This window comes from Citrobacter sp. Cpo103, assembly GCF_030332605.1.
Taxonomy (GTDB): domain Bacteria; phylum Pseudomonadota; class Gammaproteobacteria; order Enterobacterales; family Enterobacteriaceae; genus Citrobacter; species Citrobacter portucalensis.
This window is the reverse complement of sequence record NZ_JAOWHO010000019.1, coordinates 238,704-258,247: the sequence shown is the minus strand read 5'-3', so window position 1 is coordinate 258,247 and position 19,544 is coordinate 238,704. Positions and strand designations below refer to the sequence as shown.

The 19,544-nt window shown below is 55.3% G+C and carries 20 protein-coding genes; 14 read left to right on the top strand and 6 right to left on the bottom strand.

The features are described from left to right. Nucleotides 1-18 precede the first annotated feature (18 nt). Together glnE and OGX89_RS02325 are read right to left on the bottom strand one after the other, a co-directional pair. The gene (gene glnE / locus OGX89_RS02330; protein WP_126957667.1) at nucleotides 19-2,859 is read right to left on the bottom strand and encodes a bifunctional [glutamate--ammonia ligase]-adenylyl-L-tyrosine phosphorylase/[glutamate--ammonia-ligase] adenylyltransferase; all 2,841 of its coding nucleotides are present in this window, start codon (nucleotides 2,857-2,859) and stop codon (nucleotides 19-21) included. Between the two features lie 125 nt (nucleotides 2,860-2,984). Further along, nucleotides 2,985-4,286: a CYTH domain-containing protein gene (locus OGX89_RS02325; RefSeq protein WP_126957665.1), complete on the bottom strand. Its 1,302-nt coding sequence runs from the start codon at nucleotides 4,284-4,286 to the stop codon at nucleotides 2,985-2,987. 241 nt (nucleotides 4,287-4,527) lie between these two features. On the opposite strand from OGX89_RS02325, the gene OGX89_RS02320 reads away from it, so the two are divergent. Continuing rightward, the gene (locus OGX89_RS02320; RefSeq protein WP_003828434.1) at nucleotides 4,528-5,148 is read left to right on the top strand and encodes a TIGR04211 family SH3 domain-containing protein; all 621 of its coding nucleotides are present in this window, start codon (nucleotides 4,528-4,530) and stop codon (nucleotides 5,146-5,148) included. A 62-nt stretch (nucleotides 5,149-5,210) separates the two neighbouring features. Continuing rightward, nucleotides 5,211-6,446 (top strand): multifunctional CCA addition/repair protein, encoded by a 1,236-nt coding sequence (locus tag OGX89_RS02315; protein WP_126957663.1) that lies wholly within the window; start codon nucleotides 5,211-5,213, stop codon nucleotides 6,444-6,446. A 109-nt stretch (nucleotides 6,447-6,555) separates the two neighbouring features. On the opposite strand, the gene bacA is transcribed toward OGX89_RS02315, so the two are convergent. Together bacA and folB are read right to left on the bottom strand one after the other, a co-directional pair. Further along, nucleotides 6,556-7,374 (bottom strand): undecaprenyl-diphosphate phosphatase, encoded by an 819-nt coding sequence (bacA, locus tag OGX89_RS02310; protein ID WP_003828439.1) that lies wholly within the window; start codon nucleotides 7,372-7,374, stop codon nucleotides 6,556-6,558. Nucleotides 7,375-7,460: 86 nt separating this feature from the next. Further along, complete coding sequence (gene folB / locus OGX89_RS02305; RefSeq protein WP_003024659.1) at nucleotides 7,461-7,829, bottom strand: bifunctional dihydroneopterin aldolase/7,8-dihydroneopterin epimerase; 369 nt, start codon at nucleotides 7,827-7,829, stop codon at nucleotides 7,461-7,463. A gap of 106 nt (nucleotides 7,830-7,935) precedes the next feature. Between folB and plsY the strand changes: the two genes are divergently transcribed. Further along, nucleotides 7,936-8,553 carry a glycerol-3-phosphate 1-O-acyltransferase PlsY gene (gene plsY / locus OGX89_RS02300; RefSeq protein WP_003828443.1) on the top strand — a complete coding sequence of 206 codons (618 nt, stop codon included), beginning with the start codon at nucleotides 7,936-7,938 and terminating at the stop codon, nucleotides 8,551-8,553. Nucleotides 8,554-8,584: 31 nt separating this feature from the next. Here the strand turns inward: plsY and ttdR are convergent, their stop codons facing one another. Beyond that, nucleotides 8,585-9,526 carry an L-tartrate utilization transcriptional activator TtdR gene (gene ttdR, locus OGX89_RS02295; RefSeq protein ID WP_063941836.1) on the bottom strand — a complete coding sequence of 314 codons (942 nt, stop codon included), beginning with the start codon at nucleotides 9,524-9,526 and terminating at the stop codon, nucleotides 8,585-8,587. 213 nt (nucleotides 9,527-9,739) lie between these two features. On the opposite strand from ttdR, the gene ttdA reads away from it, so the two are divergent. The 10 genes from ttdA to ureG all read left to right on the top strand — a co-directional run bounded on the left by ttdA (nucleotide 9,740) and on the right by ureG (nucleotide 17,815). Then, the gene (gene ttdA / locus OGX89_RS02290) at nucleotides 9,740-10,648 is read left to right on the top strand and encodes a L(+)-tartrate dehydratase subunit alpha (protein ID WP_003828445.1); all 909 of its coding nucleotides are present in this window, start codon (nucleotides 9,740-9,742) and stop codon (nucleotides 10,646-10,648) included. Beyond that, on the top strand, nucleotides 10,645-11,250 hold the full coding sequence (gene ttdB / locus OGX89_RS02285) for a L(+)-tartrate dehydratase subunit beta (protein ID WP_003828447.1): 606 nt from the start codon (nucleotides 10,645-10,647) through the stop codon (nucleotides 11,248-11,250). The genes ttdA and ttdB overlap by 4 nt, the downstream gene beginning before the upstream one ends. 48 nt (nucleotides 11,251-11,298) lie before the next feature. Continuing rightward, the gene (locus tag OGX89_RS02280) at nucleotides 11,299-12,762 is read left to right on the top strand and encodes an anion permease (protein WP_126957659.1); all 1,464 of its coding nucleotides are present in this window, start codon (nucleotides 11,299-11,301) and stop codon (nucleotides 12,760-12,762) included. Between the two features lie 123 nt (nucleotides 12,763-12,885). Further along, the gene (locus OGX89_RS02275) at nucleotides 12,886-13,710 is read left to right on the top strand and encodes an urease accessory protein UreD (RefSeq protein ID WP_196776262.1); all 825 of its coding nucleotides are present in this window, start codon (nucleotides 12,886-12,888) and stop codon (nucleotides 13,708-13,710) included. Between the two features lie 10 nt (nucleotides 13,711-13,720). Beyond that, nucleotides 13,721-14,023, top strand: coding sequence for an urease subunit gamma (locus tag OGX89_RS02270; protein ID WP_003024678.1), 303 nt, complete (start codon nucleotides 13,721-13,723; stop codon nucleotides 14,021-14,023). Nucleotides 14,024-14,032: 9 nt separating this feature from the next. Further along, nucleotides 14,033-14,353: an urease subunit beta gene (locus tag OGX89_RS02265; protein WP_003828455.1), complete on the top strand. Its 321-nt coding sequence runs from the start codon at nucleotides 14,033-14,035 to the stop codon at nucleotides 14,351-14,353. After that, nucleotides 14,346-16,049: an urease subunit alpha gene (gene ureC / locus OGX89_RS02260; RefSeq protein ID WP_126957657.1), complete on the top strand. Its 1,704-nt coding sequence runs from the start codon at nucleotides 14,346-14,348 to the stop codon at nucleotides 16,047-16,049. The genes OGX89_RS02265 and ureC overlap by 8 nt, the downstream gene beginning before the upstream one ends. Before the next feature lie 9 nt (nucleotides 16,050-16,058). Next, nucleotides 16,059-16,517 (top strand): urease accessory protein UreE, encoded by a 459-nt coding sequence (gene ureE / locus OGX89_RS02255; RefSeq protein WP_126957655.1) that lies wholly within the window; start codon nucleotides 16,059-16,061, stop codon nucleotides 16,515-16,517. Next, the gene (locus OGX89_RS02250; RefSeq protein ID WP_003828461.1) at nucleotides 16,517-17,188 is read left to right on the top strand and encodes an urease accessory protein UreF; all 672 of its coding nucleotides are present in this window, start codon (nucleotides 16,517-16,519) and stop codon (nucleotides 17,186-17,188) included. Before ureE ends, OGX89_RS02250 begins: the two co-directional genes overlap by 1 nt. A 9-nt stretch (nucleotides 17,189-17,197) precedes the next feature. Further along, nucleotides 17,198-17,815, top strand: a complete 618-nt coding sequence (gene ureG / locus OGX89_RS02245) for an urease accessory protein UreG (RefSeq protein WP_126957653.1) — start codon at nucleotides 17,198-17,200, stop codon at nucleotides 17,813-17,815. Nucleotides 17,816-17,902: 87 nt separating this feature from the next. Here ureG and tsaD read toward each other — a convergent pair whose 3' ends face one another. Then, the gene (tsaD, locus tag OGX89_RS02240) at nucleotides 17,903-18,916 is read right to left on the bottom strand and encodes a tRNA (adenosine(37)-N6)-threonylcarbamoyltransferase complex transferase subunit TsaD (RefSeq protein WP_003024694.1); all 1,014 of its coding nucleotides are present in this window, start codon (nucleotides 18,914-18,916) and stop codon (nucleotides 17,903-17,905) included. Between the two features lie 236 nt (nucleotides 18,917-19,152). Between tsaD and rpsU the strand changes: the two genes are divergently transcribed. Beyond that, nucleotides 19,153-19,368: a 30S ribosomal protein S21 gene (gene rpsU, locus OGX89_RS02235; protein ID WP_001144069.1), complete on the top strand. Its 216-nt coding sequence runs from the start codon at nucleotides 19,153-19,155 to the stop codon at nucleotides 19,366-19,368. Nucleotides 19,369-19,544: the final 176 nt, after the last annotated feature.

Genomic DNA, 19,544 nt, shown 5'->3' with positions numbered 1-19,544 from the left:
GCGCGATAATAGCACACTTCACTCGGCACCCAGCCACTTCTGCCAGCTGTCACGCACCAGTGTACGTTCAGCGTCGAAGTGCTCCGGCGCCACATGGCCCGGAAGTTCCTGCAATGCAAGATGGTGAAGTTCATCACGCAACGTCGTATAAGCACGGGTAAGCGCCAGCGCTTCCTGCTCGTCCATAATGTCGTTTTGCGCCAGTAATTCCAGAATGCGCACGTTATCCGACCAGCGCGTCAGCTTCGGTTTTTCATGCGCATAGCGCAGCACCAGATACTGCGTAATAAACTCAATATCTGTGATGCCGCCTTCATCCGCTTTGATATCAAAACGATCGCGATGCTTATTACCCAAATGGGCACGCATTTTCTCACGCATTTCGCGCACCTCGGTCTGCAAGGTTTTCCCATCACGGACGAGGGTCATGATATCGCGACGAATCGCATCAAACTGAGAGGTCAACTGCGGGTCGCCGTACACTACGCGAGCACGCACCAGCGCCTGATGCTCCCATGTCCAGGCTTCGTTACGCTGATAATCGGCGAAAGCGTCAGCTGATGTCACCAGCATCCCCGCAGCCCCTGACGGACGCAAACGCGCATCCACTTCGTATAAAATACCGGACGAAGTACGGGTACTAAAGAGGTGCATAATGCGCTGCGCCAGACGCAGATAGAACTGTCGCCCGTCAATCTCACGCTCACCGTCCGTCATCACGTCCATCGGACAGTCATGCAGGAAGATCAAATCGAGATCCGAGCTGTACCCCAGTTCCCAGCCGCCCAGCTTGCCATAACCGACGACGGCAAAACCACGCCCCTCGCGTTCGCTAAGATGAGTGGGTTGACCGTAGCGCGCGACCATCTGCGTCCACGCCTGCTGGACTACCGCATCAATAATAGCTTCCGCCAGCCAGGTTAAATGGTCGCTCACCTTCATCACCGGCAGTGTACCGGCGATATCAGCCGCGGCAATACGCAGTAGCTGCGTTTGCTTAAACTGGCGCAGAGCCTCCAGTTGCTGCTCTTCATCATCTTCAGGCACGCGCAGCAAATACTGGCGCAGCTCATCACGGTAGGCGTCCGTCGCGGTGGGTTGATACAGGGTGTTCGGATCCAGCAGTTCATCGAGCAACAGCGGATACCGCGCCAGCTGGCTGGCGACCATCGGCGAGGCCGCACAGAGCGATATCAGATGCTTCAGCGCCCCGGGGAATTCGCTTAGTAGTTCCAGATAGGTCGTACGGGTAACAATCCCCACCAGCAGAGGGGTAATGCGCGACAGCGGGACTGAGGCGTCGTCACGCGTACAGACATCGCTCAGCAGATGCGGCATTAAATGGTCCAGCACCTGGCGTCCGCGTGGGCCAATAGTGCGTTTATCCAGCTCTTTGCGGAAATCGGCTATCAGAGACAGCACGCGCCGACGATCGTCATCCGCCAGATGCGTCAGCACCGGCGTGGTGTCATCTTCCTGTAATGCATCCTGCCACAGTTCGCGCCACTGTTCTGAGAGCGACTCTTCCTGAGTTTCGGCCTCGTCATCGCCAATCAGCTCGTTAAATACCCGGCGTACGTTGTCCATATGATTGGCCAGCACATCAGTTAATTGCTGCCAGTCATCAACGTTCATCCCCCACGCCAGCCGCGCGCGATTCAGCTCATCGCCTGGCAGCGTTTGGGTCTGTTCATCATTGATGCTTTGCAGCAGGTTTTCCAGGCGGCGTAAATAGAGATAGGCTGCTCGCAGTTGTTCCGTATCGGTATCAGACAGCAGGTGCAGCGCATTGATGGCGCTAAGCGTCGGTAACAGCGAGCGGGATTGCAGCGACGGCTCGCGCCCACCGCGAATAAGCTGGAATACCTGCACGATAAATTCAATTTCGCGAATACCGCCCGCCCCCAGCTTGATGTTGTCTTTCAGACCACGGCGGCGCACTTCACGCGCAATCATCCCTTTCATGTTACGCAACGACTGGATCACGCTGAAATCAATATAGCGACGGAAAACAAAAGGCCGCAGCATGGCACGAAGCTCGCTGACGTAAGTGCCGTCGGCATCGCCCATAATGCGGGCTTTGACCATCGCATAGCGTTCCCAGTCGCGCCCTTGCTCCTGGTAATAATCCTCCAGCGCAGAGAAGCTCAGTACCAACGGACCGCTGTCGCCAAACGGGCGTAAACGCATATCCACCCGATAGACAAACCCATCCATTGTGGGCTGATCTAATACCTTGATGAGCCGCTGGCCCATACGGGTAAAGAACTGGGCGTTATCCAGCTCGCGGCGCCCGCCCTGTGTGCTGCCATGTTCTGGCCAGGCAAAAATCAGATCGATATCGGAGGAAAAATTCAGCTCGCCGCCACCCAGTTTCCCCATGCCTAAAATCAGCAGCGGCTGCGCCACACCTTCAGGATTACAGGGCGTACCCCATTCGCGACAGCAGGCGGCGTATAACCAGTCACGCGCGGCGACGATCAACGTTTCAGCCAGATGGCTTAGCTGCTGCAAAATACTCTCTTCGGTCACCAGCGACAGCGTCTGTGCCCAGGCGATACGCACCATAATGCGACGGCGAAACAGGCGTAACTCACGCATCAGCGTGTTTTCGTCACTAACGTCAGCCAATGCTTGCTGTAACCAGTCGGCATAGTGTTGCCATTCATCCGCCAGGGGTGGGGTGCTTTCCAGCTCAACCAGCCATTCGGGATGGGCAATAATGCTGTCACGGACAAAATCACTGAATGTAAGTACTGACTTCGCCTGAACGCTAAGCAAGGACTCAGATATTGCTGCTGGCAGCCGCTCAACAACGGTCGGCCAGTACTGCTGTAACGGTGAAGAGAGCTGCTTCATTTATGGGTTATCCTTTGAATGGTGCCGGATGCGTCTTTTCGCCTTATCCGGCCTACATGACAGTTACACACATCGCGTAGGCCTGATAAGCGCAGCGCCATCAGGCATCCCGGCCTCGGCCCTGATTATCGTCTTCCGCTGTGCAGCCAGAACGGTTCCAGTGCAATTGCCTCGTTACGGAAGTGTTCAATTTCAATATATTGGTTGGCCGCAATGGCGTGGCGCAAACCCTGCCAGTTGGCGATCCATTCTGATGCGACATTTTCATCGTAGTATCCCGCCAGCATCAGCATGCTATCAATGTTGCGCGTCAAACGAGGAAGCTGATCGGCGTACTGATCGCCCAGCGGCTGCGCAAAAGCGGTCTTAAGCTCAGCGGCATGGCGTGAAAGATGGGTATCCGAGAAACGCTTAAAGGAGTCGGCAATTTTTCCCTGCGCCTTCGCATCAAGGAACGGCTGCCATCCTTTGGTCACCAGCCATTCGGTCAGCGCCAGCTTGGCCATTGCCGTTTGCGTGCTGTAAACCGCCGAAACAGCAGAAACGTCCGACGAAATGATCGCTTCCGACTGGGTCAAAAAATCACGTAAGTGAGCGCTCGCTTTTCGCGGCACATTACCGCCAAAAAGCATCAGAATGTGACGCACCAGGCCCATAGCCGCCAGCACCTCGGCTTTCGCCCCTTTAACGCCGCGCACCCACAGCTCTTCATGGTACTGCCACTGTGATAGTGCCAGCTCCAGCGCCGCTTCCAGCCCCTGCTCAATACTCGCTTTCGCCGGAACTTTCAAAATGCGTGTCGGTTTGAGTTCTCGCGGCGCATTCCCCTGAGCCAGGTGATAACCGCGCGCTGCTTTGCTCAAGCTACCCTGGCGTAAACCGGTTTGCGAAACCAGCTGGTTTGCCAGCTTCAGTACCGCACGGGTATCGCCGCTTAGCAGTTCAAGTTCAAGCTCACAGATAGGTTCTGCAAACTCGCCCGCTTTCACCTCCCCCAGATCGAGGGCCATTTCAATCCGGCTGCCATCAACATCAACCAACCATTTCTCACGGTAAAAATCGGTGCTGAACAACGGCTGCACTTGAGAAGCAAGTTCAGCAGGCAGCTCGCCATCAGGCCAGACTTCCGTTGGGAACAAGGTGAGGTCCAGCTCAGGCGCGTTTAGCGCAACGTTATATTCTGGCCGCTGGTGCAGTCCGCCCGTCACGCGTCCGGCAATTTTCATGGTCATTTCGTAATGACCATTTTCACCGCGAATACGCAGCCCCATATCGTGACCACGCAACCACGCATCCGGTGTTTCGTAGTAGATATTCAGCAACTGACTGGGCGCATGATGCTCTCCCCCCAGCGTATTCAGACGTTCACGTAGCGCATCTACAGCGTCACTATTGACGATAAATTTTAATTCGATTTCCTGGGCCATGGTCTTGTACTTATGGGTTATGTCACAGTTGAGAAAACTGACTGCGAACTAAGTTCGTTCTTTATGGTCAGTAGATAGTATTTTGCGCCAAATTGCCATGCAACGAGCAATTTGACGGGCGTAAAAGTTTCGAGTGGTGGCAAAAAGGACACAGATGATTCCGATTGATGTCGAATGCTTTGCGTAGAGACACTGATGCCACTACTATCGTTCCACTTTCTATGACAATAACGACAGCCTGATGCCAAAATTACGCCTGATTGGATTAACTTTACTCGCACTTAGCGCCACTGCAGTCTCTCATGCCGAAGAAAAGCGCTATGTCTCTGATGAACTGAACACCTGGGTCCGCAGCGGTCCGGGAGATAATTATCGCCTCGTGGGTACGGTTAACGCCGGCGAGGAAGTCACGCTATTACAGACTGATGCCAACACTAACTACGGTCAGGTGAAAGACAGCACCGGACGTACCGCCTGGATCCCGCTGAAAGAGCTGAACAGTACGCCGAGCCTGCGTACCCGCGTTCCCGACCTGGAAAACCAGGTTAAGACCTTGACCGATAAGCTCAATAATATCGATACCACGTGGAACCAGCGCACCGCCGATATGCAGCAAAAGGTAGCGCAAAGCGACAGCGTGATCGACGGGCTGAAACAAGAAAACCAGAAGCTGAAAAACGAGCTTATCGTGGCGCAAAAGAAGGTCAGCGCAGCCAACCTTCAGCTTGATGACAAACAGCGCACCATCATCATGCAGTGGTTTATGTACGGTGGCGGCGTGTTGGGTCTTGGTCTGCTGCTCGGCCTGGTTCTGCCACACATGATCCCAAGCCGTAAACGCAAAGATCGCTGGATGAACTGAATCGCCTTCTCCGCCACACTGACATATGATTAAGGGATCATAGTTTTCAAAAGGAAAGTGGCGTGAAGATTTATCTGGTCGGTGGTGCTGTTCGGGATGCGTTATTAGGGCTACCGATTAAAGATAAAGATTGGGTTGTTGTTGGCGCCACGCCGCAAGAAATGCTCGACGCGGGCTACCAGCAGGTAGGCCGCGATTTTCCCGTGTTTCTGCATCCGCAAACCCGCGAAGAGTATGCGCTGGCGCGTACCGAACGTAAGTCAGGCTCGGGGTACACCGGATTCACCTGCTATGCCGCCGCAGATGTCACGCTGGAGGCCGATCTTCAGCGTCGTGACCTGACCATCAACGCAATGGCCCGCGATGACAACGGGGAGATTATCGACCCGTATAACGGACGCGACGATCTGGAAAACCGTCTGCTGCGCCATGTTTCATCTGCCTTTAGCGAAGATCCGCTGCGCGTGCTGCGCGTGGCGCGTTTTGCTGCCCGCTATGCGCACCTCGGTTTTCGTATCGCTGAAGAAACCATGACGCTGATGCGTGACATGACCATCGCTGGTGAACTGGAGCATCTGACACCAGAGCGGGTGTGGAAAGAAACCGAAGGCGCATTAACCACCCGTAACCCACAGATATTTTTTCAGGTCCTGCGCGACTGCGACGCACTGCGCGTCCTGTTTCCGGAAGTAGATGCTTTGTTTGGCGTTCCTGCCCCCGCGAAGTGGCATCCGGAAATCGACACCGGTATTCATACGCTGATGACGCTGTCGATGGCAGCCATGTTAAGTCCGGAAGTCGACGTGCGTTTTGCTACGCTGTGCCACGATCTTGGCAAAGCATTGACGCCTAAAGCGCTGTGGCCGCGCCATCACGGCCACGGTCCGGCGGGTGTTAAGCTTGTCGAACAACTGTGCCAGCGCCTGCGCGTACCGAATGACATCCGTGATTTAGCCAAACTGGTTTCCGAGTTCCACGACCTCATTCATACCTTCCCGATCCTGCAGCCAAAAACCATCGTTAAGCTGTTTGATTCCATAGATGCCTGGCGCAAACCGCAGCGCGTGGAGCAAATCGCCCTCACCAGCGAGGCTGATGTGCGTGGGCGAACCGGTTTTGAAGCGGCAGATTATCCGCAAGGCAGGCTGTTGCGCGAAGCCTGGCAGGTTGCGCAGGCGGTGCCAACGAAAGACGTAGTTGAAGCTGGATTCAAAGGTCAGGCAATTCGTGAAGAACTGACCCGGCGTCGCATCGCGGCGGTAGCCAGTTGGAAGGAGCAGCGTTGCCCGAAAGCGTAGACACTGCGTTGCCGAATGCGCTGTGCTTATCCGGCCTACAGGTTCGACACGGATATAACCCGTAGGCCGGATAAGGCAGAACGCCGCCATCCGGCACCACGGTAAGTCATCAGAAGAACACGACGTAAACGGCAGCCGCCACAATAAAGCGGTAAATCGCAAACGGAATGAACGAGATGCGTTTAATCAGTTGCAGGAAGGTTTTGATCGCCACCAGCGCCACGATAAACGCCGTCACAAATCCGACTGCAAACATCGGGATATCTGATGCGCTGAGGAAAGACCAGCTCTTGTAGAGATCCAGCGCCGTCGCGCCCATCATCATCGGCACAGCCAGTAGGAAGGAGAATTCCGAGGCCGCGTAACGACTCACGCCCATCAGCATGCCGCCAGAAATCGTCGCCCCGGAGCGAGAAAAACCCGGCCACAGCGCCAGACACTGGAAACAGCCAATCATAAACGCCTGGCGATAGGTCATATCATCCAGCCCCGGCGCACGCGGCTCCTTCGGCTTCAGGCATTCTGCGGCAATCAGCAGTACACCACCCACCACCAGCGCATACATCACGTTGATCGGGTTAAACAGCGATTTGATAGTGTCGTGGAAGATTAGCCCCAGTACCACGGCTGGAATCATCCCCAACAGGATATGTCCCAGCGTCAGTCGACCTTTGCCAGTGCCTTCATGAGGAGCCTTGCCGAAGTGAATACCGATCAGGCCAAACAGACGTCGCCAGAACATGACCACTACGGCCAGGATAGAACCTAACTGGATAACCACTTCGAATGTTTTTGCAGTGTCACCCTCAAAACCCAACAGGTGGCCAACAATAATCATATGGCCGGTACTGGAAACGGGTAAAAATTCCGTCAATCCTTCGACCACACCCAAAATTGCCGCTACCAGCAGCGAGTGCATATCACTCATTAATAAACCCCTAGATAGAGAAACCACGGCAAAAAAGAGCCGACGAAAGGACCCTTTTATACCCGTTTGTTTTAGAAATTATTAAATTAATTATTTTCTTTCAGATTATTGCCACGCTCAATGATAACCCCGACGTTCGCCGCACGGGCTACCGCGCCAGGTTTACTGAGTTTGATCCGTACCCAGGGAGAATTAAAGCGGCTAAGCAGCAGATCCGCCACCTCTTCCGCAACCCGTTCTACCAGCGCAAAGCGCCCACCTTCCACATGATTAACAACCGTTTGAGCAATATCAGCATAGCTCAGGCAATCAGCCACATCATCGCTTTTAGCCGATTTGCGGTTATCCCATGCCATTTCGATATCGAACACCAACCGTTGTTCGATCGTTTGTTCCCAGTCGTAAACACCAATAGTGGTGATTACAGAAAGTTGCTCTATAAATACAATATCCATCACGACCTGCCTGCTTTTTGGCTAACCCGGATACCACTTCCGGCGAAATATGCGTATTATCCACAGAAGTAGCGTTTTACACGACATTTTCAAAACGGAACAGCTTATGAGTGCAATCGCGCCTGGAATGATTATCTTCGCGTACCTCTGTGGCTCAATTTCCAGTGCTATTCTGGTATGCCGCCTTGCTGGATTGCCGGACCCGCGCGACAGCGGCTCTGGGAATCCGGGCGCGACAAACGTGCTGCGCATCGGTGGCAAGGGAGCCGCCGTCGCGGTGCTGATTTTCGACGTCCTGAAAGGTATGTTACCCGTCTGGGGGGCCTATGCGCTAGGCGTCAGCCCCTTCTGGCTGGGATTGATCGCAATCGCCGCCTGTCTGGGCCACATTTGGCCGGTATTCTTCGGCTTTAAAGGTGGGAAAGGCGTTGCCACCGCTTTTGGCGCGATTGCGCCGATTGGTTGGGACTTAACCGGCGTGATGGCCGGGACCTGGCTGCTGACCGTCTTATTAAGCGGCTACTCGTCGTTAGGCGCTATCGTCAGCGCGCTAATCGCCCCTTTTTACGTCTGGTGGTTCAATCCCCAGTTCACTTTTCCGGTGTCCATGCTGTCGTGCTTAATTCTGCTTCGTCACCATGACAACATTCAGCGTCTGTGGCGTCGTCAGGAGCCGAAGATCTGGACCAAGCTGAAGAAAAAACGCGAACGAGACCCCGAGTGATTTTATTGTCGGATAGCGACGCAACGGCGTCTTATCCGGCGTGGGGGATGTGATACCCCTCCACTGGCTTGCCTAATCGGTTCTGACACCACATCGCCAGAAATTCCACGCACACGCGCAGCTTCACGCTGCGATACAGAGGCTCCTGATAAACCGCCCAGATATTAGCGCTCTGCGCATAGTCCGGCAGCACACGCACCAGTTCACCGCTGGCCAGAAAAGGCTGCACATCCCATTCGGAACGCAACATAATCCCTTTTCCCTGTAGCGCCCACTGCAACACAATCTCACCGCTGTTAGAGGAAAGATGTCCCGCCACCTTGACCGACTTTTTCTCCTGACCATTGTCCAGTTCCCACACCCCGTGAGTCATATCTCGTTCTTTAGTGACCAGACAATCATGACGACTTAATTCCTGTAACGTCGTCGGCTCACCGTATTTTTGTAAATACGGTGGGGCCGCACACAATATTCTTTTGTTTTTCGTTAACAAATGCGCAATATAATAATCCGGAATCTCATCATTAATACGAATATCCAAATCTATATTATCCTGTGCCAAATCAATTTGCCGATCGTAAAGCTCAAAATGCACCTGTAATTCAGGGTAGCTATGCATCAATTCGGTAATTGCCGGTGCAATATAACTGCGCCCAAAGCCAAAACTACAGCCAATACGAATCATCCCTGCCGGGCGCGTTTTGAGTTGCGTGACGTCATCGACCAGATGCTGATAACTCGCGAGGATCGCCTGCGCATGTTCATAGCAACGTTGACCACTCTCCGTGAGCGCTACGCCACGCGCTGAGCGGCTTAGCAGCGTCGTTCCCAGCGTGGACTCTAGGATCTGAATGCGTTTTGTCACAAACGCCGGCGTTTGTCCCAGCGTCGCGGCTGCGGCGCTGAAGCTGCCGCTATGCACAATTTCAACCAACACCTGCAGGTCTTTCGCCAGGGGATACGTGTTCAGCATGATCGGTCTATCCGTAATGTTGTTCACCGCAGTGTAATTCTCTCATGCGTCTTAAACCCTGCCTTTGCGCAATTTTTATTGCCTTATCCGGACATCATTCACGAACTGTTAATTGGATATTCACAGTGGCAAATAATATTAATCCACATTTTTAGTGGTAGTTTGTGGCGGAGAATTTATTTCCAGATAAATAAAAGAACTGGAGTTAACAAGATGAGCAATCAAAATAACCAAAATGCGATAAATACGCTGACGAACATTGTCGCTGATTTTACCGCCATGATTTCTACCCGCATGCCCGATGACGTCGTGGATAAATTAAAACAGCTGCGTGAAGGCGAAACCTCGCCGATGGGTAAAATCATCTACCACACCATGTTTGACAACATGCAGAAAGCTATCGACCTGAACCGCCCAGCCTGTCAGGACACCGGGGAGATTATGTTCTTCGTGAAGGTCGGTTCCCGTTTTCCACTCCTCGGCGAACTGCAAAGCATCCTGAAGCAGGCCGTTGAAGACGCCACGGTAAAAGCGCCGCTGCGCCATAACGCGGTCGAGATTTTTGACGAAGTGAATACCGGCAAAAATACCGGTACCGGTGTGCCGTGGGTCACCTGGGACATCATCCCTGATAACGATGACGCGGAAATCGAAGTCTACATGGCAGGCGGCGGCTGTACGCTGCCGGGACGCTCAAAAGTGTTAATGCCTTCTGAGGGCTACGAAGGCGTCGTGAAATTTGTTTTTGAAAATATCTCCACGCTGGCAGTCAACGCCTGTCCGCCAGTGCTGGTGGGCGTAGGTATTGCCACCTCCGTAGAAACCGCCGCCGTTCTTTCTCGTAAAGCGGTGCTGCGCCCTATCGGCTCACGTCATCCGAATCCGAAAGCGGCCGAACTGGAACTGCGTCTGGAAGAAGGACTTAACCGTCTGGGCATTGGTCCGCAAGGATTGACCGGTAATAGCTCGGTGATGGGCGTGCATATCGAATCCGCCGCGCGCCACCCGTCGACTATCGGCGTTGCCGTCTCTACCGGCTGCTGGGCCCACCGTCGCGGCACGCTGTTGGTTCATGCTGACCTCTCCTTCGAAAACCTGTCTCACACCCGGAGCGCGTTATGAAAAAGATCCTCACAACCCCGATCAAAGCCGAAGATCTGGCAGACATTCGCGTTGGCGATGTCATTTACCTGACCGGTACGCTGGTGACCTGCCGTGACGTTTGCCACCGCCGCCTGATCGAACTGAAGCGCCCGATTCCTTATGACCTGAACGGCAAAGCCATTTTCCACGCGGGCCCGATCGTACGTAAGAACGGTGAAAAATGGGAAATGGTTTCCGTCGGCCCAACCACCAGCATGCGTATGGAAGCGTTTGAGAAAGACTTTATCGAACAGACTGGCGTCAAACTGGTGGTCGGCAAGGGCGGCATGGGACCGCTGACAGAAGAAGGCTGCAAGCAGTTTAAAGCGCTGCACGTCATCTTCCCGGCAGGCTGCGCAGTCGTGGCGGCAACCCAGGTTGAGGAGATCGAAGAGGTGCACTGGACGGAACTCGGCATGCCGGAGTCCCTGTGGGTGTGTCGGGTAAAAGAGTTCGGCCCGCTGATCGTTTCCATCGATACCCACGGCAATAACCTGATCGCTGAAAACAAAAAGCTGTTCGCTGAACGTCGCGACCCTATCGTCGATGAAATCTGCGAGCACGTGCATTACATCAAATAACCCTCCCGGAGAGGCGCTACGCCTCTCCCCTTTCGCAGGGATACAACAATGGCACCTTTAGCTGGTTGGTGGCGATACCTGGCTCCGCTGGTGGTCATCGCCATTATTGCTGTTCTACCCGTCCCCACCGGTCTTGAGAGCCACACCTGGCTCTATTTTGCCGTCTTTACCGGTGTGATTGTCGGGCTTATTCTGGAACCTGTACCAGGTGCGGTAGTGGCGATGATTGGCATTTCGATCATCGCTGTGCTTTCGCCGTGGATCCTGTTCAGCCCGGAGCAACTCGCGCAGGACGGTTTTAAATTTACCGCCAAATCGCTGTCGTGGGCGGTATCTGGCTTTTCAAACTCGGTCATCTGGCTGATCTTCGCGGCCTTTATGTTTGGTACTGGCTATGAGAAAACCGGACTCGGTCGGCGAATCGCGCTGATGCTGGTGAAAAAGATGGGGCATAGGACGCTGTTTCTCGGCTATGCGGTGATGTTCTCCGAACTTATCCTCGCTCCCGTCACACCTTCCAACTCCGCCCGTGGGGCCGGAATAATCTACCCGATTATCCGCAACCTGCCGCCGCTGTATAACTCACAACCCAATAGCGCCAGTTCACGCTCTATTGGCTCGTACATCATGTGGATGGGGATTGTCGCCGACTGCGTTACCAGCGCTATTTTCTTAACGGCAATGGCACCGAACCTGCTGTTGATCGGTCTGATGAAAGGCGCGTCCCACACCGCGCTGAGCTGGGGGGACTGGTTCTTAGGTATGCTGCCGCTGAGCATTTTACTGGTGCTGATCGTGCCGTGGCTGGCGTACGTGTTATATCCACCGGTGCTGAAATCCGGCGATCAGGTGCCACGCTGGGCGGATGCGGAGCTAAAAGCGATGGGACCGCTCTGCGCTCGCGAGAAAAAGATGCTGGTGCTGATGGTCGGCGCACTGGTGCTGTGGATCTTCGGCGGTGACTATATTGACGCCGCGATGGTCGGATACAGCGTGGTAGCGTTGATGCTGGTATTGCGCATCATTAGCTGGGATGACATCGTCAGCAATAAAGCCGCGTGGAACGTCTTTTTCTGGCTGGCCTCACTGATCACGCTGGCCACCGGGCTCAATAACACCGGTTTTATTACCTGGTTCGGCAAGCTGCTGGCAAACGGGCTGAGTGGCTATTCGCCGATGATGGTGATGGTAGCGCTGATCGTGGTGTTCTATCTGCTGCGTTACTTCTTTGCCAGCGCCACGGCCTATACCTCCGCCCTCGCGCCGATGATGATTGCCGCCGCGCTGGCGATGCCGGAAATCCCGCTACCGGTCTTCTGCCTGATGGTCGGCGCCGCCATTGGTCTGGGCAGCATTCTGACCCCGTACGCCACCGGCCCTAGCCCTATCTACTACGGCAGCGGCTATTTGCCAACGGTGGATTACTGGCGACTCGGTGCTATTTTTGGCCTGATTTTCCTCGTGCTGCTGGTGATTACCGGTCTGGTCTGGATGCCCCTCGTTTTACTGTAAAACCCTGGTGGGGCGACGTATTGTCGCCCCTTTATCCATAAGCTTCTCGTATGATCGATTTCCCGATGCGCTGAGGCATACTTTTTTGTATGCAAACACCCTCATGCTGATAAGGGAAACGCTCTGGACACGGTTGCGCACGAGACACTCACACGGGGCTGGCAGGCCGAACTGGATCTGCATTTTACCTGCACCGGGCACAAAACGGTGCTCGCCTCGGCGCGTCATCATGGTCCACTGACGGTTCAGCGCCCATTTTACCCCGAAGAAAACGTCTGCCATCTTTATCTGCTTCATCCACCGGCGGGGATCGTCGGCGGAGATGAGCTCCATATCGCCGTAACGCTCGACGAAAACAGCCACGCGTTAATCACCCAGCCTGGTGCGGGAAAGTTTTACCGCAGCCGCGGACCGCAGGCATTGCTGCGCCAGCATTTTACCCTCGCGCCTCGTGCGACGCTGGAGTGGCTGCCGCAGGATACGATCCTCTTTCCCGGTGCCAACGCCGCTATTCAGACCGTCTTTCATCTGACATCCGCAAGCCGCCTGCTGGCCTGGGATCTGCTGTGTCTTGGCCGACCGGTTATGCAGGAGACCTTCAGTTACGGCACGCTGCAAAACCGCCTGGAAGTGTGGCGAGATGGGCAGCCACTGCTGATAGAACGCTTGCAGTTGCAGGAGTGGAATCTGAGCAGCGTCGCACATCATCCCTGGGTCGGTACGTTACTGTGTTATCCGGCCAGCGAGCACATGCTCGAGGGCACGCGGGAGCGGCTTACGGCGCTTGGCGATTACGCCGGGGCAACGCTTAACGATTCGCTGCTGACAATCCGTTTTCTTGCTAACGACAACCTGGTTGTCCAGCGCGTTATGCGCGACATCTGGCAATTTCTGCGCCCGCTGCTGACACACAAAGCGCCCGTACTCCCGCGAATCTGGCAAACCTAAGAGAACCCTAATGGAACTGACTCCCAGAGAAAAAGACAAGCTGTTGCTGTTTACCGCCGCGCTGGTGGCGGAACGTCGCCTGGCCCGCGGGCTGAAGCTGAACTACCCGGAATCGGTGGCGCTGATTAGCGCTTTCATCATGGAAGGGGCACGGGACGGGCAAACCGTGGCCGCGCTGATGGAAGACGGGCGTCACGTCCTGCGCCGCGATCAGGTGATGGAAGGCGTACCGGAGATGATCCCGGATATTCAGGTTGAAGCCACATTTCCGGACGGATCGAAGCTGGTCACTGTCCACAACCCGATCGTCTAAGGAGCAGCAATGATCCCAGGTGAATATCAGATCGCAAAAGGCAATATTGCGCTTAATCAAGGGCGAGAGATCTGCACGATCGTGGTGGAAAATCATGGCGACAGACCCATACAGGTGGGATCGCACTATCACTTTTACGAAGTGAACCCGGCGCTGCGCTTTGACAGGCTGGCCGCACGCGGCTTTCGTCTGAACATTGCTGCGGGCACGGCAGTACGTTTTGAGCCGGGACAAAAACGCGAAGTCGAACTGGTGCGCGTTGCTGGTGCACAAAGGATCGTGGGTTTTCGCAGCGAAGTGATGGGCGCACTGGAGGCAGATAATGAGTGACATTTCCCGGCAGGCGTACGCCGACATGTTTGGCCCAACCACCGGCGATAAAGTGCGCCTGGCGGATACCGACCTGTGGATCGAGGTGGAACAAGACTTCACCACCTACGGGGAAGAGGTCAAATTCGGCGGCGGAAAAGTGATCCGCGACGGCATGGGCCAGGGACAAATGCGCGCCGATACATGCGTGGATCTGGTGATCACCAACGCGCTGATCGTCGATCACTGGGGGATCGTGAAAGCGGATATCGGCATCAAAAACGGCAGGATCTTCGCCATCGGCAAAGCAGGTAATCCCGATATTCAACCCAACGTGACGATCCCGATAGGCGTAGGAACTGAAGTCATTGCCGGGGAAGGCAAGATCGTCACCGCGGGCGGCGTGGATACGCATATTCACTGGATCTGCCCACAGCAGGCGCAGGAGGCGCTGGTTTCTGGCGTGACGACGATGATCGGCGGCGGTACCGGTCCGGCGGCAGGCACTCACGCCACCACCTGTACGCCGGGTCCGTGGTACATCACGCGTATGCTGCAGGCGGCAGACACGTTGCCGGTTAACATTGGTTTGCTGGGTAAAGGCAATGGCTCAAATCCAGACGCCCTGCGCGAGCAAATCAGCGCGGGCGCAATTGGCCTGAAAATCCATGAAGACTGGGGCGCCACGCCTGCCGCTATCGACTGCGCGCTGACCGTGGCCGACGAGATGGACATCCAGGTCGCGTTGCACAGCGATACGCTCAATGAGTCCGGTTTCGTTGAAGATACGCTGGCGGCAATTGGCGATCGCACCATTCATACCTTTCACACCGAAGGCGCGGGCGGCGGCCATGCGCCGGATATCATCACCGCCTGCGCGCATCCGAATATTTTGCCCTCCTCCACAAATCCGACGCTGCCCTATACCGTCAACACTATCGACGAGCATCTCGACATGCTGATGGTTTGCCACCACCTCGATCCGGATATCGCCGAAGACGTGGCCTTTGCCGAATCCCGCATTCGCCGGGAAACAATCGCTGCCGAAGATGTGCTGCATGACATTGGCGCGTTTTCCCTGACCTCGTCCGATTCACAGGCGATGGGGCGAGTGGGCGAAGTGATCCTGCGTACCTGGCAGGTGGCGCACCGCATGAAGGTTCAGCGTGGCCCGTTGGCAGAAGAAACCGGTGACAACGACAACCTGCGCGTTAAACGCTACGTCGCCAAATACACCATCAACCCGGCATTAACCCACGGTATCGCCCATGAAGTCGGCTCCGTTGAGCCTGGCAAACTGGCCGATCTGGTGCTGTGGTCGCCCGCCTTTTTTGGCGTAAAACCGGCGACGATCGTCAAGGGCGGGATGATTGCCTGCGCGCCAATGGGCGATATCAACGCCTCGATCCCCACCCCGCAGCCGGTGCATTACCGCATGATGTTCGGCGCGCTTGGCGCGGCGCGGCACCACACCCGGCTGACCTTTATTTCGCAGGCCGCTGACGCGCAAAACATCCCGCAGCAGCTCAATCTGCAAAGCGCTATCGCCGTCGTCAAAGGCTGTCGGACGGTGAAAAAGGTCGACATGATCCACAACGGCCTGCAACCCAATATCACCGTCGATGCTCAGACTTACGAGGTGCGTATTGATGACGAACTTATCACCAGCGAACCGGCAGATGTTTTGCCGATGGCGCAACGCTATTTTCTGTTTTGAGGAGTGACGATGATCTATCTGACCCAACGCCTTGACCACTCTCACCACGTTACTGCAAGCGTCACGCTGCCCATTGATGTCCGGGTAAAAAGTCGCGCCAGGGTAGCACTGAACGACGGTCGCGAAGCCGGGCTAATGCTACCGCGTGGTTTGCTGCTGCGCGGTGGCGATCTGCTAAGTACCGAAGATGGCAGCGAAGTGATCGAAGTGATCGCCGCACCGGAGTCGGTTTCCGTGGTGCGCTGCGCCGATCCTTTCCTGCTCGCCAAAGCCTGTTATCACCTCGGCAATCGCCACGTTCCGCTGCAAATCCTGCCGGACGAACTGCGTTACCACCACGATCATGTGCTGGACGACATGCTGCGCCAGTTCAACCTTGAGGTGACCTTCGCCCAGTTGCCGTTTGAACCTGAAGCAGGCGCTTATGCCAGTGAATCACACGGGCATCACCACGGCCATGCGCACTGATGCATAACAGCCAACAGCTACGTCTGATGCAGCTCGCCAGCAGCGCGCTCCCGGTGGGGTCGTTTACCTGGTCCCAGGGTCTGGAGTGGGCGGTGGAAATCGGCTGGGTGAAAAGCGTCGATGACTTCTCTGCCTGGCAAATCCAGCAGATGGAGCAAAACTTTTTTACCGTTGACCTACCGCTGCTGGCGAGACTGTATCGCGCCTGCGAGCTGGACGATCTCGACGCAGCACGCCGCTGGAGCGCTTACCTGCTGGCCTGTCGCGAAACCCGCGAACTGCGGGATGAAGAACGCAGTCGGGGTGCAGCGTTTACGCGGCTGGTCACCGACTGGGAGTCGGATTGCTCGCGAGAATGGCGCACCCTCTTTGTCGACAGCCAACTCTGCGGCATGGCCTGGCTGGGCGTACGCTGGAAAATTCCGCTGACGGAGCTGGCGTTAAGCCTCGGCTACAGCTGGATTGAGAGCGCTGTCATGGCTGGCGTCAAGCTGGTTCCTTTTGGACAACAGGCGGCCCAGCGTTTGATTATTGCGCTCTGCGATCGCTATGCGCAGGGTTTGGCACAGGCGCTGACGTGTCCTGACACCAGCCTCGGCTCCGCAACGCCGTTGGCCGCTATCGCGTCTGCCCGGCATGAAACCCAATATTCCCGATTATTCCGCTCCTGAGGAGAAAAAATGAGTAACTACAAGCATCCCCTGCGTGTGGGCGTTGGCGGCCCGGTTGGCTCGGGCAAAACGGCGCTGCTGGAAGCGTTATGTAAAGCCATGCGCAGCAGCTATCAGTTGGCGGTGGTGACCAACGATATCTACACCAAAGAAGACCAGCGCATTCTCACCGAGGCGGGCGCACTGGAGCCAGAGAGGATCGTCGGCGTGGAAACCGGTGGCTGCCCGCATACCGCCATCCGCGAAGATGCGTCGATGAATCTGGCCGCCGTAGAAGCGCTGAGCGAGAAATTCGGTAATCTGGATCTGATTTTTGTGGAAAGCGGCGGCGATAACCTGAGCGCCACCTTCAGCCCGGAACTCGCGGATCTGACGATCTATGTGATCGATGTTGCTGAAGGCGAGAAGATCCCGCGTAAAGGTGGTCCGGGGATCACCAAATCCGATTTTCTGGTGATCAATAAAACCGATCTGGCCCCTTACGTCGGCGCATCGCTGGAGGTGATGGAGCGCGATACCTTGCGCATGCGCGGCGAGCATCCATGGACGTTTAGTAATTTAAAATCAGGAGAAGGCCTGGAAAAAATTATCGCGTTTCTGGAAGAGAAAGGAATGTTGCGGATGTAGTGAGAGCTATCGCCGGGCGGCGGATTCGCCTGACCCGGCCTACGGTTTTGTAAGCCCGGTAAACGCAGCGCCACCGGGCAAAAAAACTTATGCTGCCGGTAATTCCGCCAGCGGCCAGCGTGGACGCACGGTCACGCCAAGATCCGCCGTTGCACCCGCTTTAAAGCGCACCATGCCCGCGTAGGCGATCATCGCCCCGTTATCGGTACAAAATTCCGGACGCGCGTAAAACACTTCGCCACGACGTTTTTGCATCATCTCGGCCAGTTTTGCGCGCAGCGTACGGTTCGCACTCACGCCCCCCGCCATCACCAGACGTTTAAAACCGGTTTGATCCAGCGCGCGTTTGCACTTGATCATCAGCGTATCAACTACCGCGTCTTCAAACGCACGGGCGATATCAGCGCGGGTCTGATCGTCATTTTCGTTATTACGAATGGTATTCGCAGCGAAGGTTTTCAGACCGGAGAAGCTGAAATCCAACCCCGGACGGTCAGTCATTGGACGCGGGAAAACAAAACGTTTTTCAACGCCTTGCGAAGCCAGCTTTGACAGCATTGGGCCGCCAGGATAATCCAGCCCCAACAGCTTGGCTGTTTTGTCGAACGCTTCGCCTGCGGCATCATCAATCGATTCGCCCAGCAATTCATACTGACCGATACCGGTGACGCTGATCAACTGAGTGTGACCGCCGGAAACCAGCAGCGCGACGAACGGGAACGCAGGGGGATTATCTTCCAGCATTGGCGCCAGCAGATGCCCTTCCATGTGGTGCACAGGAATTGCCGGTACGCCCCAGGCGAACGCCAGCGAACGTCCTACGGTAGCGCCAACCAGCAGCGCACCAACCAGACCAGGACCTGCGGTATACGCCACCGCATCGATCTCTTTTGCCGTCAGTCCCGCTTCTTTCAGCGCGGCCTGGATCAACGGTACGGTTTTACGTACGTGATCGCGCGAGGCCAGTTCTGGCACTACGCCGCCGTAGTCAGCATGTAATTTCACCTGACTATACAATTGGTTGGCTAAAAGACCTTTTTCATCGTCGTAAATGGCGATGCCGGTTTCATCGCAGGATGTTTCAATACCCAGTACACGCATGACTTGTTTTACCTCGCTTTATTACCGCGCAGTGTAGGACCAATGCGGGTTGATGTAAAACTTTGTTCGCCCCAGGAGTTTCGCTCGTGTATACTCCTTGTCCTTATAAAAGTCCCTTTCAAAATCGCGTCGGTGCTTTACAAAGCAGCAGCAATTGCAGTAAAATTCCGCACCATTTTGAAATAAGCTGGCGTTGATGCCAGCGGCAAACCGAATTTATTAAAGGTGAGAGTTACATGCCGGTAATTAAAGTACGTGAAAACGAGCCGTTCGACGTAGCACTGCGTCGCTTCAAGCGTTCATGCGAAAAAGCAGGTGTTCTGGCGGAAGTTCGTCGTCGTGAGTTCTATGAAAAACCGACTACCGAACGTAAGCGCGCTAAAGCTTCTGCTGTGAAACGTCACGCGAAGAAACTGGCTCGCGAAAACGCACGCCGTACTCGTCTGTACTAATCCATTGAGAGCCAAAGCTCTCAATTCAGACTGAGTTGTAGTTGTAAGGCCGTGCTTCCGGAAGGAATGCGCGGCTTATTTTCGTTTATACACGTCATCATTCAAGCTGCCTCAGTGTTGGCTGCAGTCGCTCACCCCAGTCACGTACTGCTGTACGCTCCTGAGGATTCGCTTCC